This is a genomic window from Haladaptatus sp. HS23 (assembly GCF_056892285.1).
In genome coordinates, this window is the sequence record NZ_JBXGLH010000001.1 from 746971 (window position 1) to 762826 (window position 15856).

15 protein-coding genes are annotated in these 15856 nt (G+C 62.6%); 7 read left to right on the forward strand and 8 right to left on the reverse strand.

The features are described from left to right. Positions 1-10: 10 nt before the first annotated feature. Positions 11-265, reverse strand: a complete 255-nt coding sequence (locus tag AC1XDK_RS04090; protein WP_483348490.1) for a DUF7967 family protein — start codon at positions 263-265, stop codon at positions 11-13. 89 nt (positions 266-354) lie between these two features. Between AC1XDK_RS04090 and AC1XDK_RS04095 the strand changes: the two genes are divergently transcribed. Next, on the forward strand, positions 355-963 hold the full coding sequence (locus tag AC1XDK_RS04095; protein WP_483348491.1) for a hypothetical protein: 609 nt from the start codon (positions 355-357) through the stop codon (positions 961-963). A 9-nt stretch (positions 964-972) separates the two neighbouring features. Next, positions 973-2706 (forward strand): excinuclease ABC subunit C, encoded by a 1734-nt coding sequence (locus AC1XDK_RS04100; RefSeq protein ID WP_483348492.1) that lies wholly within the window; start codon positions 973-975, stop codon positions 2704-2706. 59 nt (positions 2707-2765) lie between these two features. Here AC1XDK_RS04100 and AC1XDK_RS04105 read toward each other — a convergent pair whose 3' ends face one another. Beyond that, positions 2766-3077 carry an antibiotic biosynthesis monooxygenase family protein gene (locus AC1XDK_RS04105; protein WP_483348493.1) on the reverse strand — a complete coding sequence of 104 codons (312 nt, stop codon included), beginning with the start codon at positions 3075-3077 and terminating at the stop codon, positions 2766-2768. 141 nt (positions 3078-3218) lie between these two features. Here AC1XDK_RS04105 and AC1XDK_RS04110 point away from each other — a divergent pair, with 141 nt between their 5' ends. Continuing rightward, complete coding sequence (locus AC1XDK_RS04110) at positions 3219-4343, forward strand: SPFH domain-containing protein (protein WP_483348494.1); 1125 nt, start codon at positions 3219-3221, stop codon at positions 4341-4343. Between the two features lie 111 nt (positions 4344-4454). Here AC1XDK_RS04110 and uvrB read toward each other — a convergent pair whose 3' ends face one another. The 5 genes from uvrB to AC1XDK_RS04135 all read right to left on the reverse strand — a co-directional run bounded on the left by uvrB (position 4455) and on the right by AC1XDK_RS04135 (position 10416). Next, positions 4455-6512 (reverse strand): excinuclease ABC subunit UvrB, encoded by a 2058-nt coding sequence (gene uvrB, locus AC1XDK_RS04115; RefSeq protein WP_483348495.1) that lies wholly within the window; start codon positions 6510-6512, stop codon positions 4455-4457. 106 nt (positions 6513-6618) lie between these two features. After that, positions 6619-7749 carry an ORC1-type DNA replication protein gene (locus AC1XDK_RS04120; protein WP_483348496.1) on the reverse strand — a complete coding sequence of 377 codons (1131 nt, stop codon included), beginning with the start codon at positions 7747-7749 and terminating at the stop codon, positions 6619-6621. 74 nt (positions 7750-7823) lie between these two features. Beyond that, entirely contained in the window at positions 7824-7982 is a 159-nt protein-coding gene (locus tag AC1XDK_RS04125) for a DUF1059 domain-containing protein (RefSeq protein ID WP_483348497.1), read from the reverse strand. 113 nt (positions 7983-8095) lie between these two features. Continuing rightward, entirely contained in the window at positions 8096-8362 is a 267-nt protein-coding gene (locus tag AC1XDK_RS04130) for a hypothetical protein (protein ID WP_483348498.1), read from the reverse strand. Between the two features lie 80 nt (positions 8363-8442). Further along, entirely contained in the window at positions 8443-10416 is a 1974-nt protein-coding gene (locus AC1XDK_RS04135) for a MutS-related protein (protein ID WP_483348499.1), read from the reverse strand. A gap of 127 nt (positions 10417-10543) precedes the next feature. Between AC1XDK_RS04135 and larE the strand changes: the two genes are divergently transcribed. After that, positions 10544-11527: an ATP-dependent sacrificial sulfur transferase LarE gene (gene larE, locus AC1XDK_RS04140; RefSeq protein WP_483348500.1), complete on the forward strand. Its 984-nt coding sequence runs from the start codon at positions 10544-10546 to the stop codon at positions 11525-11527. 212 nt (positions 11528-11739) lie between these two features. Here the strand turns inward: larE and tatC (AC1XDK_RS04145) are convergent, their stop codons facing one another. Beyond that, a complete protein-coding gene (gene tatC, locus AC1XDK_RS04145) occupies positions 11740-12591 on the reverse strand; it encodes a twin-arginine translocase subunit TatC (RefSeq protein ID WP_483348501.1) in 852 nt (283 codons plus the stop codon). 94 nt (positions 12592-12685) lie between these two features. Between tatC (AC1XDK_RS04145) and tatC (AC1XDK_RS04150) the strand changes: the two genes are divergently transcribed. The 3 genes from tatC (AC1XDK_RS04150) to AC1XDK_RS04160 are packed head-to-tail and all read left to right on the forward strand — an operon-like array spanning position 12686 to position 15854. Continuing rightward, the gene (tatC, locus tag AC1XDK_RS04150) at positions 12686-14920 is read left to right on the forward strand and encodes a twin-arginine translocase subunit TatC (protein WP_483348502.1); all 2235 of its coding nucleotides are present in this window, start codon (positions 12686-12688) and stop codon (positions 14918-14920) included. A 36-nt stretch (positions 14921-14956) separates the two neighbouring features. Further along, positions 14957-15130, forward strand: coding sequence for a ribbon-helix-helix domain-containing protein (locus AC1XDK_RS04155; RefSeq protein ID WP_483348503.1), 174 nt, complete (start codon positions 14957-14959; stop codon positions 15128-15130). Beyond that, complete coding sequence (locus AC1XDK_RS04160; RefSeq protein ID WP_483348504.1) at positions 15123-15854, forward strand: queuosine precursor transporter; 732 nt, start codon at positions 15123-15125, stop codon at positions 15852-15854. Before AC1XDK_RS04155 ends, AC1XDK_RS04160 begins: the two co-directional genes overlap by 8 nt. Positions 15855-15856: the final 2 nt, after the last annotated feature.

Here is a 15856-nt window from a genome sequence, read left to right on the forward strand (position 1 = left end):
TTGTTCCGTGCTACACGGTGTCACTTGGTTCACGTTTTTCCATTATCCGCGTCGCTTCGGCGGCGTATCGCTCCCGCTCCGTGTCGTCGGTGACGGGTGCTAGTCGTTCGGCATCGACTTCGATAGCGGCGGTCGTCTCGCCGCCGAGACGTCCCGCGCGCTCCTTCCTGAGGTACTGCTCCCCGTCGGGTGTCGCGTACACCAAAGTCAGCAGGTCGCGGTCGTTGTACGTCCGCTCGACCAGCCACACTCGCACGTCGTCCATGTCGGTGCGTTCGCGGGTATCGGATTTGTATCTGGCGAGCGAGCCCGTAGCCGCAACCTTATTTATCGCAGTGATTGTCCCGGTAAACGATGGAACAGTCCCCGCTGTCACAGGCGTCGGACGACCGTTTGCTCGACATGCTCTTTGCGGGCGAGGAAATCGAAGAGGAAATCGAGTTGGAGGGCGCACGAATCGCGGTGACGAGCCATCGTCTGCTCGCGTTCATGCCCGAAGGGGGTGAGAGACGATTCGATCACGAGGACCGACCGAACGTCCTCGACGCACGCGTCCAAGCCGCCGGTCGTCCGGATTACCGCTCGTGGAGCGTCAAGAGCTTCGTCTACGGCCTGCTTCTCGTGGGGTGTGGGTACCTCCTCAACAGCAGCGGCCTGCTCACCGCATTTGATAACGCGAAGTCGGCCAATCAACAGGCCCTTCTCGCCATCCAACAGATGGTCGGAACCATGGTGAGCGCGTTCTCCCTGCTTGCGAGCATTCTGCTTCCCGTAGGGGGCACGTTGGTGCTCGTCGCCCTCGTCTTCGCCGTTCTCTACTTCATAACGCGCTCGGAGGAGTTGATAATCGAACGTGCGGGGCGTGACCCGATACGAATCCCCGTCGATGCCTCTGAAGCCGAAGACGCCGCGCGTCGAATTCGAGCGGCGGTAGGGACAAGTTCAAAGCCGAGCGCCGACTAGTCGAAATCGATGGACGCGGCCACCGTTCGGGAGCGTGCAAGCGAGTTACCGCGCGAACCCGGCGTGTATCAGTTCTTGGAAGGCGAGACGGTTCGCTACGTCGGAAAAGCCGTCGACCTTCGGTCACGGGTTCGGTCGTACGCCGACCCGCGGAGCAACCGTATCGGGCGGATGGTCGAACGCGTCGACGCGCTGGATTTCGCGGTCACGGACACGGAGACACAGGCGCTCCTGTTGGAAGCGAACCTCATCAAACGCTACCAGCCACGGTACAACGTCCGCCTGAAGGACGACAAATCCTACCCGTTAGTACAAGTGACCGGCCACGAGTTCCCGCGAATCGAAATCACCCGTGACCCGGACCGCGCCGGGGCGACGGTGTTCGGCCCGTTTACGAACAAATCGACGGTCGAAACCGTCGTCAAGGCACTCCGGGAGACCTACGGCATCCGTGGCTGTTCGGACCACAAGTTCGCGAACCGCGACCGGCCGTGTCTCGACTACGACATCGGCCTCTGCACCGCGCCGTGTACGGGGGAAATCGGCGAGGCGGCGTATCTCGGCGACGTGGAAAGCGTCGAGCGATTCTTGGGCGGCGAGGACGGTGTGCTGACCGCGCCGCTCCGACGCGAGATGGAGGACGCAGCCCAAAACCGGGAGTTCGAACGCGCGGCCAACCTCCGCGACCGGTTGGAAGCCGTCGAATCGTTCCACGGCGGGGAGGCGGGAGCGATTTCCTCGCCGACGGACGAGCGAACCGTGGACGTACTCGGCGCCGCGGTCGAAGGAGAACGTGCGACGGTAGCCCGGTTGCACAGCGAGCGGGGGCAACTCGTGGACCGCGACCACCACTCGCTCTCGGTTCCGGACGGCGACGACGCGGCGGCGGTCCTCGGCGGGTTCGTCCCGCAGTTCTACGCCGAGCGCGAGTTGCCGGACGCGCTCCTGCTCTCCGAACGGCCCGACGACACCGACGTCCTCGACTGGTTGGAAGCCGAAGGGGTCGCGGTTCGCGTACCGGGTGCGGGCCGGGAGGCGACGCTCGTGGACTTGGCGCTGAAAAACGCCCGCCGCGGCGCGGGCAACCCGGACGAACTCAGGGCGCTCGCGGACGCGCTTTCGTTAGACTCGGCCGAACGAATCGAGGGGTTCGACGTGAGCCACGCACAGGGCTCCTCGGTGGTCGGCAGCAACGTCGTCCTCGTCGGCGGGTCGCCCGAGAAGAGCGACTATCGTCGGAAGAAACTGACCGAGAAGAACGACGACTACGCGAACATGCACGACCTCGTCCGTTGGCGTGCGACGCGGGCGGTCGAAGGACGGGACGAACGACCCGACCCCGACTTGCTCCTCATCGACGGCGGGGAGGGACAACTCGCCGCCGCCCGTGAAGCGCTGGAGGAGGCCGGGTGGGACGTGCCCGCCGTCGGACTCGCCAAGGCCGAGGAAATCGTGATTACACCCACCGGAACCTACAACTGGCCGAACGACGCGCCCCACCTCCACGTCCTCCAGCGGGTGCGCGACGAAGCACACCGCTTCGCGGTGCAGTATCACCAGACGCTCCGTGACGACGTTTCGACGGAACTCGACGACGTGTCCGGCGTCGGCCCGCAGATGAGACGGAAACTGTTCCGCCGGTTCGGGAGTTTGGCGGGGATTCGCGCCGCCTCCGACGACGAACTGCGGGACGTGGACGGCGTCGGCGAGAAGACGGTGGCGGCGTTACGCCGTCGGTTGTAAGTCGAGCGTTGGTGTGGTGAGCACGCACCAACGCTCGACTGTGAGTCCCGACCGCGCGACTACTCGCCCGCCCGTTCGAACGCGACCTCGTGAACTTCCAGTTCGTGAGGTGCGGTGAACATCTCCTTCGGCGGGTGGTCCGAATGTGCGTCCTCGAACGCTTCCGTGTCGGTCCACGCCTCGAAATCCGCCATGGACTCCCAGTACGTTTGAGAGATGTAGGAATCCGTGTCTGCGTTGGCGGGCGTCAGCAGTTCGAACTTGACGAACCCCGGTTGGGACTCCACTTTCCCCATACTGTCTCGGAATCGCTCCACGAACTGGTCGGCGTACCCCTCGGCCACGAACAGTCTGTTTTCCACGACTATCATTGCGAGCGAAGCTTCACCGCATCTCGATTTAACTCTGTCTTCTACAACGGATTTTATATAATCCGAAACGGATTATATTTCTCGACAGCGAAACGTTCGTGGTGGGGAACTGTTATGCGAACTGAACGACAATCCAATAGCATGGATAACCCGTTCTACACCCTCGGCAAGACGACGGCGGGAGTGGGCGCGGGGAAGGCCCTCTTCGCTATCGGTTTCGCCGTGTTCTTCGTCCTCGCCCTTCCGTTCCTCGACCCGGCGGCGATAGCGGGACTCCTCCTGCTCGCCCTCGCGATAGTAACCGTCAACAGCGCCGTGGAAATCGTCGGCCCGTACGAAAAACGCGCCCTGACCGTGTTCGGCGAGTACCGCCGTCTCCTCGACCCCGGCATTCACTTCATTCCGCCGTTCGTGAGCGCCACGCGGCGCTTCGACATGCGAACGCGGGTGTTCGACGTGCCGAAACAGGAAGCCATCACGCAGGACAACTCGCCTGTCATCGCGGACGCCGTCCTGTACGTTCGCGTCATGGACCCCGAACGGGCGTTTCTCGGCGTCGACAACTACGAACGCGCCGTCTCGAACCTCGGGCAGACCACCCTCCGCGCCGTCATCGGCGACATGAAATTGGACGAGACGCTGAGTCGGCGAGACGTCATCAACACGCGAATCCGCAAGGAAATCGACCCGCCGACGGACGACTGGGGCGTCCGCGTCGAGAGCGTCGAGGTTCGCGAAGTGATGCCGAGTCAGGCCGTCACCGGCGCGATGGAGCAACAGACCAGTGCGGAGCGGAGACGCCGCGCCATGATTCTCGAAGCACAGGGGGAGCGTCGCGGTGCCATCGAAAAGGCGGAGGGTGACAAGTCCTCGAACATCATCCGCGCGCAAGGTGAAAAGCAGAGCCAGATTCTCGAAGCGCAGGGTGATGCCGTTTCAACCGTGCTTCGTGCGCGGTCCGCCCAATCGATGGGCGAACGCGCCATCATCGAGAAAGGCATGGAGACGCTCCAAAGCATCGGCGAGGGAGAATCCACGACGTTCGTCCTGCCGCAAGAACTCTCCTCGCTCGTCGGCCGCTACGGCAAACACCTCACCGGCAGCGACGTGCGTGAAGACGAGGAGGTCCTCGAATCGAACGATTTCGACCCCGAAACCAGAGAACTGCTCGGATTGGACGACATCGAGGAAACCCTTTCCGAACTCGACAACGACGTGGACGAAATTCCGCAAGTCGGTGCGGAAGTCGACCCCGAATCGAACTGATTCTACCGAAGGTCGCTCGACGCGGACTCGTCAAAGCGTGAAAACGTCCGAAAAAGTCGATTTCTTCCGAGTGCCGAGAAACGAGAAGACGAAAGGGACGGAAATCCCCGGTCAGAACTCGTCCAACTCGGGTTCGACCCCGCCGATTTCCGTCCCCACGTCGAACTCCTCGCGCAAGTCCCGAATCCTGTCGCGGATGTCGGCGGCGAGTTCGAACTCCAGATTGTTGGCCGCCTCCTCCATCCGGTCTTCGAGTTGCGTTATCTGTTCGAGCGCCTCCTCGTCCGTCTCCGGCGCGTTTCGAGTGACGCCGCCGGTGTCGGTCTTGCTCCCCGGCAAGTTCGCCTCCGAGACGGCCTTTTCGATGGTCCGTGGTTCGAAGCCGTGTTCCTCGTTGAACTCCCGTTGAATCCGCCGTCTGCGCTGCGTTTCGTCCATCGCGTCGTCCATCGCGTCCGTCACCTCGTCGGCGTAGAGGATTACCTCCCCGTTGACGTTGCGGGCCGCACGGCCCATCGTCTGGACGAGTGCGGTTTCAGAGCGAAGGAAGCCCTGCTGGTCGGCGTCGAGGATGGCGACCATCGACACCTCGGGGATGTCCAACCCTTCACGGAGGAGGTTGATGCCGACGAGTACGTCGAACTCGCCCAATCGGAGTCCCCGAACGAGTTCGTGGCGTTCGAGCGTGTCAGTCTCGTCGTGCATGTACTCGACGGCGACACCGGCCTCCTCTAAATACTCGGTCAGGTCTTCCGCCATCCGCTTCGTCAGCGTCGTGACGAGGACGCGCTCGTCGCGTTCGATTCGGCCGTCGATTCGGGCCATCAAGTCGTCTATTTGGCCCGAGGCATCGGCGACTTCCACCTTCGGGTCCACGAGGTGTGTCGGGCGAACGATCTGCTCCACGATCTGTTCGCTCTCCTCGCGTTCGTAATCGGCAGGCGTCGCGGAGATGTAGAGCGTCTTCGCGCTCTTCTCCTCGAACTCCTCGAACGTGAGCGGGCGGTTGTCGTAGGCCGTCGGAAGTCGGAACCCGTTTTCGACGAGCGAGTCCTTGCGCGACTTGTCGCCCGCGAACTGGCCGCGAATCTGGGGCACCGTCTGGTGTGATTCGTCGATGACACAGAGGAAGTCGTCGGGAAAGTAATCGAGGAGGGTGTACGGCGCGTCGCCGACGTCGCGGTCGGAGAAGTACACCGAGTAGTTCTCGATGCCGGAACAGTAGCCCGCCTCCTTCATCATTTCGAGGTCGAAGGTGGTTCGCTCCTCGATTCGCTGAGCGGCCACCAGGTCCCCGTTTCGCTCGAAATAGCGGATTCGACGCTCCAAATCGGACTCGATTTCGGCGATGGCTTCGGCCATCGTCTCCTCCGGAATCGAGTAGTGTTCCGCCGGGTGGACCAGCACGGCGGGTTCCTGTGACTTCACCTCGCCTTCGAGCGGGTCTATCTTCACCATCCGGTCGATTTCGTCGCCCCAGAGTTCGACCCGAACCGCGTACCGTCCGTACATCGGGAAGATTTCCACGGTGTCGCCCCGAACGCGGAACGTCCCCTGCGTGAAGTCCATATCGTTCCGGTCGTAGTTCAGGTCCACGAGACGGGCGAGGAGTTCGTCGCGTTCGATGGTCTGGCCGACTTCCAATCGGAGGCGCATGTCCTCGTAGTTTTGCGGGTCACCCAAACCGTAAATAGACGACACCGACGCCACCACGATGACGTCGTCCCGAGTCAACAGGGAGCGCGTCGCGGAGTGACGGAGGCGGTCGATTTCCTCGTTGATGGACGCGTCCTTGTCGATGTAGGTGTCCGTCTGTTCGACGTACGCTTCGGGTTGGTAGTAGTCGTAGTAGGAGACGAAGTACTCCACCGCGTTGTCCGGGAAGAGGTTCCGGAACTCCTCGTACAACTGCGCCGCCAGCGTCTTGTTGTGCGCGATGACGAGCGTCGGTTTCTGGACTTCCTCCATCGTCCACGAAACCGTGTTCGTCTTCCCCGACCCCGTGACGCCTAACAGGGTCTGTTTTTCCATCCCGTCGGCAAAGCCCTCGGCCAACTGCTCGATGGCCTCGGGTTGGTCCCCCGCGGGGTCGAACGGCGCGTCGACTCGGAACTCTGTTTCGGCGTCCGGGTTGTCCGGTCGAAGCGGGCCGGACTGGGTGTCGCTCATGGTATCTTTCGTAGGGATTCGAGGTACTTGAGAAGGTCGCTTGCGTGATAACCGACGATTGTACGACGGTCGAAACACATCGAAAAAAGCGCCGATTAGACGATTCTCAGTCGTCCAACCGCGCCAACACGGCTTCGGGGTCGTATCGAAGCGACAGCGACCGCGACCGCCCGCGGCCGTCGACGTTGGTGTAGGTGGCGTCGATGATGCCGAGTTGGTCGAGTTTGTTGATGATTTCCGAGTAACGCGTGTAGCCCAAATCGGTCTCCTCGTGGAACACGTCGTACACCTCGCCCGCCTGTTCGCCGTCGTGTTCGGCGATGACGCGGACGAGCGCGACTTCGTTGTCGCTCAAGGCGTGCAGGCTGTGGGAGAGGTGGACGAACTTGGACTTCTCGTAAGCGTCCTCCACGTCCTGCAAACTCACGGTTCGGCTGGCGCGCATCTCGGCGTTCAGGCCCGCCCGTCGCAGGAGGTCGATGCCGACGCGAAGGTCGCCGCTCTCGGTAGTGAGTTCGGCGACACGTTCCAGCACCTCCCGGCCGATGACGCCCTCGTGGAAACCGCGTTTGACGCGCTCGCCGAGGATGCTGACGATTTCCTCCCGGTCGTACACCGGGAAGTACACGTCCTCGGGTCTGAAGACGCTCTGAACGCGAGTGTCCAGCTCCTCGATGACGTCGAGGTTGAGGTCGGAGGAGATGACGATGACGCCGATTTTCGCCCCGCTGTGTGCCTCGTGGGCACGAAGGAGCGAGTAGAGCGTATCGGAGGCTTCACCCTCGTAGAACAGGTAGTTCACGTCGTCTAACGCGACGACGAGGACCTCATTTTCCTCGACCAGTTTGTCCGTGATTTGGCGGAACAACTTCTTGAACGAGATGCCGCTGGACGGCGGTTCGTAGTCGAATATCCCCTCGAAGATGCGCGAGAAAATGGCGTATCGCGTCGAGTCCACCTGACAGTTGACGCGAACCGTCCGAACGTCGGTTTGAGCCGAGAGTTCGTCGAAGAGCTTCTGAACCGACGTCGTCTTGCCAGTCCCCGGCGGACCGCGCGCCATGACGTTGAGCGGGCGCGACCCGCGGACTGCTGGCCGAAGCGCGTATTGGAGACTCTGTGTCTGGGATTCGCGGTGTTTGAACGTCTCCGGAACGTAGTCGATTTCGAAGACGTGTTCCTCGCGGAACACCGACTCGTCCCACGACAACATCCCCTCCTCGGGGTCGTCTGCCATCACTTTCACCACGCTCCCGTAGGTACTTAATCCTTCGCCAGCGACAAAAGAGCCGAGAAACGACGCGTGAGCGATTAGCGTTGCTCTATCGCACCTTGCACGTCGTTCCGGTCCATCGACATACCGTGTTTTTCTCGGGCGTGTTCCTGCACCATATCGACGATTTCTTGCTCGTCGTTCGCCCGTACCATAAACTCACAATCCACTTGTGTGCATTCGAACTGTTGTGCCATGTTGAATCTCTCCTCCCCCGCGTCGGGGCACAAACGCGAACGACAGCATCGTAAGTAACGGTTCTGGCTGTTCGAAGGGCGGCAGTCGGTGGAAACCGACGGAATTCAGTCGATTAACGCACCGTAATCGGGAGACTGGCGACGGACAGTACCGCGGCCAAAACGGCGCAGTAAGTCACCGGACTGCTGGCTCCGGGACCCCCCGCATCGTCAGGTCGGAGCGTTCCGTAGATAGCGATTAGCGTTATCCCGGCCGCGGAAGCACCGCCGATAAGCGAAACCGTGCTTTGGGACTCGGAACCGTATTCGACGACCCATCTGGCCGCTGAGCTAAGACCGAATATCCCGAACGAGAGCCAGAAAACGCGGGAGGAGGACATAACTCATGCGGGATATTGTCGGTAAAAAACGTTTCGAACACCGAACCGGCTCGGCACGCCACACATCCGCCGAAACGCCGCTACTCGAACTTCTCCAGCAACCGCTCGTAGAAGCCGTTTTCGCCGCCGTCGGCTAATTTCTCCACGATGAGTTCCGGCGTCGAACGGGCGAGGTGGTCTTTCACCGGTGAACGTTCGACCACTAATTCGCCGTCGACCAATCCCGTGGCCTCGATTCCGTCCACCGCCACGGCGCTGTCCGCCACGTCCCTAATTTCGTCGGCGAGGTGGGAGACGAACACACCGGTCACGTCGCGTTCACTCAACTCCTCTAAAATCCCCGCGATGATTTTCGCGCTCGCACCGGGTTCGGTGATGCTTTCGAGTTCGTCCACGAGAACGAGGCGACCCGCCTGCCCGTCCGCGAGGGACGCGAACTCCCGGAGCGTGCTCTCGAACGCGCCCGCGTCGAGTGTGCCCTGCGTTTTGCCGTGATAGTGGAGTTCCTCGAATCGCCGCAGACGAACCGCTTCCGCGGGCACCGGCAGGCCCATGTGGGCGAGGATGACCACGAGCGCCACGAGGTCGAGCGTCGACGTCTTTCCGCCGCTGTTGACCCCTGAGAGGAGGGCCACGCCCGAGACGCCGTAATCCACCGGTTCGACCGCGGAGAACACCACGTCGAGGAGAGGCGAGCGTCCGCCCGCGATGTCGAACCCGTCCCCCTCGAACTCGGGCATGACGCACTCGAAATCGCGGGCAAACCGCGCGATGGCGAGTTCGACATCCAGTTCGAGCGCGGCGCGAACGAGTTCCGTCGCCGCCTCGCGTTCGTCCGCGAGTTCGCGCGCGAGTTCGCGCTTGTGTCGCGCCGCCCGCCGTGACTTTTCGGCCTCTAATTGCTCGCGAAGCCGCGAAACCACGCTCTCGTCGTGTTCGACGGGGAACGTCGGGTCGTCGGGAAACGCCTGCCGAGCGACTTCGGACTCCCCGACGTCCAGCGCTAACGTCTCGATTAACTGCTCGCGGGCGGCGGCGATTGCCGCGTCGTACTCGTCCCCCAACTCGCGCGAGAGGAGCGAATCCACGCCCGCACCGCGTTCGACCAGCGAGAGCAGGTCCGAACCCTCGATGGTCACGTCGCGCTCCCGAATCGCCTCGCGGAGTCGGTCGTTGGCGACGTTCTCCGCCATCGAGACGGCGGCGTCCAAATCGGACACCGCGTCCGTCAACCGAGCGAGTTCCTCGTCGCCCGTCACGCCGCCATCGGCGGTGACGCGAGCGAGTGCGGACTCCAACCCGTCGATGTCGAGCGGCGCGTCGAGTCCCGCGACGCGGTGCACTTCCGCGGCGGCGAGCAACGTCGCTCGGTTCCCGGCGAAGAAGGCGAGAGGGCGTTCGGGGACGAGTTCCGCCGGCGTTTCGAGCGCGTCGGGTTCGACGCGAACGTCGCCGTCCAATGCGACGCCCGTGAACGCCTCGTCGAGCGCGACGACGGTGGAGTAGCCGCGCGCGAGTTCCGCCAGTTCCCGGGTGTCCTCCACCACTTCGACCGGCAGTTCTGGAATCACTTCGCGCGCTTTCGCGTACCGTTCGGCGTCGGTCGTCGCCAAACAGCGGTCGGTGACGCGAACGCCTCGGGGAGCAGAGAGCGGTTCGACGCCCGCCAGCGCCTCCCGAACCGCGGCCGTCGGCGTGCGCTCCATCGCCCGGCGGGTGAACTCGTGTACCTCCTCGATTCGAGACGCGGACGAACTGGGGTACAGCGTTTCGAGGCGCTTTTCGGCGTACGTCGTGACGGCCCGCGTTTTCACGAGCGAGAGGGCGTCGCGGTACAACTCCCGCGCCCTGTCGGTGGCGAGAAAGCCGCCGTCGTCGTCGTGTCGAATCCTGATGGCACCGCGCGCGATGGCGGCGGCCCGCCCTTCCGTGATGCCCGGCGCTCGTGCCAGCGTGGCGACGTCGCCGGTTTCCAGCGCTCGCTCGGCGTCATCGAGCTCCGCGAGCGCGTCCGCGGTCTTCGCGCCGACGCCGGGTACCGCCTCAAGGTCCATTCGCTCCGTGATATTGCGTCATACATAAAAAACGTTCCCGACGCGCGTCGGGAGAGACGAACTCGACGGACGATGAGGTCCTCCGTCGGGACGAGGCACTTTTGCCCGCTCGCAACAACCACGAGGTATGTCAACCCTTTCGGAGAAACTGGCCGCCGCGAAGGCGGACCTCGCGGCGCGTGAGGGCGTTCTCATCGCGTTCAGCGGCGGAGTCGATTCGAGCGTCGTCGCCGCCATCGCACACGACGCGCTGGGCGACGACGCCGTCGCGTGTACCGCGAAGAGCGAAACACTGCCCGAGGCCGAACTCGGGGACGCAAAACGGGTCGCCGACGAAATAGGGATTCGCCACGTCATCGCCGAGTTCAGCGAGTTGGACGACCCGAACTTCGTCGAGAACGACGACGACCGGTGTTACCACTGCCGGACGATGCGACTCGGTGCGATGTTCGACCGGGCGGCCGAACTGGGTATCGGGGTCGTCTGCGACGGGACGAACGCCGACGACGTGTCGGCGGGCCACCGCCCCGGACTCCGGGCCGTCGAGGAACTGGACGCCTACTCGCCGCTCCTCCAGCACGGCATCTCAAAAGCGGAGGTCCGCGAAATCGCGGAGCGATACGACCTCTCCGTCGCCGACAAGCCCGCGATGGCCTGCCTCTCCTCGCGCATCCCGACCGGGCTGGAAGTAACCGAGGAGCGTCTCTCACGTATCGAACAGGCCGAGACGGTGCTCCGTCAGTGGGGGTTCACACAGTTCCGGGTGCGGGACCACGACGGACTGGCGCGCATCGAAATCGGCGAGGACGAACTGCCCCGAGCGTTGGACGAGGAGTTCGTTCGCGCCGCTCGGGACCACCTAACGGAACTCGGGTTCGACCACGTCACGCTCGATTTGCACGGCTATCGGACTGGGAGCGTGAGTCCGGAAAGCGATGCACGCGAGTCGGCAGACGAGCGGGCATCGAATAGTGAGCGGGGAGGAACGACCCGCGAACAAGCGGAGGACGAGACGCACGGGTCGGATAACGAACAATCATCCGACTCGAACTCGAACGAACCGCTAGTCGAGGACGTGTTCAGTACCGACTATCCGACGGGAAGTCAGTAGAAAGAGCGTCGGGCGTTCGCACCCAAAGGGTGGCAGTCTGCTGGCACGCGAACTGCGGTCTGTAGCTGCTGGCACGCGAGCTAAGGGCAGGTACGAACGCTACATCCACACTGGATACTGACTCCCTTAGTTATAACCCGGTTACGAATATCGAAAGGTACCGTTTCGTGATTCCGAGAGGTCGGGGACGACGCGAGAACGATCCTAAACCGTCACTTGCCCGTCCATTTGAGGAGGAGCAGCGTCCCTTCGAACAGGCCGACCATCGTGATTGCGACGAGGAACGGGGCCATACCGGTCGGGTCGGGGCTGAACAGGAACGCGAACCCGGCGAACCCGCCCCAGAAGTACAGCCGACGGTTCGCCATCCACTGGCGCGTCGTCAAGCCCATCATGATGGCGAGCATGATGAGGAGCGGAATCTGGAACACGACGGCCAAGACGCCCATCATCATCAGAATGAGATTGAACGTCTTCGTCAGGCCGAACGCGATGGCGACGTTCGCCTGCTGAGAGTACGACAGGAAGTAGGTGAAGATGGCGGGGAGGATGAGGAAGTAGGCGAAACTGACGCCAATGAAGGCAAGGACGAGACTCGTCGGCACCGCTGCGAGATAGTAGCGACGTTCGTGGGGGTAGAGTCCGGGACGCATGAAGAGGTACGTCTGATACACCATGACGGGGAGCGCGATGATGAGGCCCGCGAGGCTGGCGACCTTGAGTTTCGTCATGACGAGCGCCAGCGGGGCGTAGAGCCGCGGGCGGGCCTTCTGGACCGGCAGTATCTGATTCCAGAGGAAGTTGATGACGTGGTCAGCAGCAGGCAGCGTGAGGAGACTGACGGCTCCCGCGACGACGAGGACGATGGCGAGCCGCTTTATCATCTCCTCCACGTGGTCGGCGAGCGGCATCTCCTCGTCCTCCGTCGGCTGGCTCGGCCGCTCCACTGCTGGCTCCGGGTCCTCAGGCGTGTACAGGTCCTCATCCGGCGGCTCCGGCGCTTCGTCCGACGCCGGAACGTTCGAGATATTACTGCCTGACGTCGCATCCGATTCTTCGCCCATTCACCCGAGGATAAGCAGCCGAGTTATTATAGGCTTTCTTCATCTTGCGAGACGGGAAGATTGATAACTGGCAGGAGGTTACCATCCGCAAGCAATGTCTACCTCGGGGAACAGTCTCATCGACGAGGATACCGCCAACACCGTCGCTTCCGGGCGTGAAACCATCGGAGCGATGCTTTCGACGGCACAGACACACCTTCAGAAGGTCTTCATCGTATTCGTCATCGGCTTCATCGGCACGTTTTACGCCATGTCGTGGAAGGTGTGGCCGTTCCTGCGCGACGTGACGACCGCCAGCATGTCACGGCAGGTGATGCGACACGTCGAAATCGTCGCGGTGACGCCGTTCGACGTCATCCTCCTCCAAGCGAAGATAGCGATGTTCTCCGGCGTGGTTTTCGCCATCCCCGTTCTCCTCTATCTCGGTCGGGATTCGATTCGGGAGCGCGAATGGTATCCCGAATTCTCCATCTCATACTGGAAAATCGTTCCCCTCGTCGTCCTCGCGGTGGCGCTGTTCCTCGGCGGACTCGCCTACGGGTACTCCGTCTATCTCCCGCTGATGTTCCAGTTCCTCGCCAAGAACGCGGTGCAGGCGAACTTGAGTCCGAAGTACGGTATCGTCCAGTGGACCGAGTTCGTCCTCATCATCTCGCTTTCGTTCGGTCTGGCCGCGGAACTGCCGCTCATCATGAGCGGGCTGAGCTACTCGGGCATCGTGAAATACGAGACGTTCCGTGACAAGTGGCGCTACGCCATCCTCATCATCTTCGTCTTCGGCGCAGTCGCGTCCCCGCCGGACCCGTTCACGCAGGTCATGTGGGCGATTCCGCTCGTCATCCTCTACGCGTTCAGCCTCTATCTGTCGAAGATACTCGTCACCATCAAACGCGGCAGTAGCGAGATAAGCATCAGACGGTCGGTGGCTGAGCGGTGGAACTACCTCCTCGGTATCGCGCTCATCGCGGGCGGCGTGACGTATCTATTCTTCACCCGAGCGGGCGTCAGTTACGTAAACAGCCAACTCCTTCCGGCGTTTCCGGCGGAGTACCGACCCGCGGCGCTTTCGCCCGTCGAACAGATAGTCGGCATGCCGCGCGGAACGGCGATTTTCCTCGTCGCGGGAGCCGTCGGATTCGTCGCGCTCGTCCTCGCCGCTCTCTACTACCTCTTCGTGTCGCTCGAAGCGAACGCCGGAGTCGGGCAGGAAAGTGGCGCACCCGCCGCAATCGACATCGGTGAACTCGACGCCGCAGGTGTCCGGGCCGCCCCGCCCGAAGTGTTCGCCGAGATGGACGAGGGCGAGTCGCTCAACTACGCCCGCGCCGCGATGGAGGCGGACCAACCCGAGAAGGCACAGGCCATCTTCGACCGCTTCGACGAAGCGAACCCGGAGGAAGAAGAGGAGACCGAGGAGGACGCCGAAATCCGGGAGGACGAAGACGGCACACCCCTCGCCGAGGACGTGGCCCAAGAGCCGAAAGAGACCCAAGAGGACGGCAACGTCCTCCAACGTACCGCCGCGGGCATGACGAACGCGTTCACCGAGGACGAGACGACGGAGGACGACATCGGCGGCTACTACTACGACTTCGCGTTCATCCTCCAGAGCCTCACGTCGAAGCTGTTCCGCATCGTCGGCGTGTTCATGCTCGTCCTCGCGGGCGTCTTCGTCTACCTCTACAACGGCGGTATCGGCTACATCAACCAGGACTTCACGAGTCGCGTCCCCCAGTCGATACTGGCGAACGGCCAACAGCTCAACGTCGTCACCCTGCACCCGGTCGAGGCGCTCATCTTCGAGGTGAAGATAAGTACGTTGCTCGCCGCCGTGTCGATACTCCCGATGGTGCTCTACTACAGTTGGCCCGCGATGAAGGAGCGCAAACTCGTCAGGGGGAACCGCAACGTGTTCTTCCTGTGGGGCGCGACGCTGTTCGTCGGCCTCATCGCCGGGAGCTACATCGGTTACACCATCGTCGCCCCGAACATCATCTCGTGGCTCGTCGTCGACGCCCACGACGCCCACATGCTCATCTACTACCGGGTGAAGGCGTTCTTCTGGCTCGTGTTCCTCACGACGGTGGGAATCGGTCTCCTCGCCGACGTGCCGGTCACGATGTTCCTGTTCCACTGGGCGGGCATCGTCACGTTCGAGTCGATGTTCGAATACTGGCGCGGTGCCGTCATCGGCATCTTCGCCGTCGCCGCGCTGGTGACGCCCGACAGCCTCTACACGATGTTCCTCGTCGCCATCCCGGTCGCCGTCGCCTACGTCTTCGGACTCGGCGTCCTCTGGCTGGGAACCCTCGGCGGACGACGCGCCTGACGTTGGGCTTAAGTATTCTTCGCGGAATATCCCGGTATGACCAAGATAAGCGTCGAAGTCCCCGACGAACTTCTCGCCGATTTGGACGACCACGTCGGTGACGACGGCAAGTTCGTCAACAGGAGCGAGGCGATTCGGGCGTCGGTTCGGAAGATGCTCGACATCCTCGACGAGATAGACGAACGCCACGGGAGACTCGAAGATGACTGAAGGGAGAAGGGAACCGCATTCCGCGCTCGCCACCGGTCAACTCGTCCTCACCGCGCTGTTCGTGACGGCGCTCGTGACGGCACAACTCACGGCGGCGAAGGTGCTTCAGTTCACCATTCCACTTACCCTGCCGATTACGGGCGACGCGCTCATTCTTCCGGGGGCGGCGCTGGCCTACGCGTTGACCTTCTTCGCCTCCGACTGCTACGCCGAGGTGTACGGGCGAAAGGCGGCCCAGCGGCTCGTGAACGTCGCCTTCGTCATGATATTCGTCATGCTGGTGCTCGTCTGGTCCACCATCGAAGCGCCCGCCGCACAGTCCAGCGTGGACCCCGGAAAGTTCCGGACCGTCCTCAGCGCGAGCACGAACATCGTCGTCGGGAGCCTCTGTGCGTACGTCGTCAGCCAGAACTGGGACGTCATCGTCTTCCACAAAATCCGTGACCTCACCGACGGCGACCACCTCTGGGCGCGCAACATCGGTTCGACGGCGAGCAGTCAGGCCATCGACACCGTCATCTTCGTCGGCGTCGCGTTCTTCGCGCTGCCGCGGTTCGTCGGTATCGGGCCGCAACTCCCGACGAACGTCATCCTCTCGCTCGTCGTCGGCCAGTACGTCTTCAAACTGCTCGTTGCGCTCCTCGACACGCCGTTCGTCTACGCCGTCGTCGGGTTCCTGCGGTCGCAGACGTCCGCGGGTCGAGTGCCGAGTTCCGCGGACTGAAC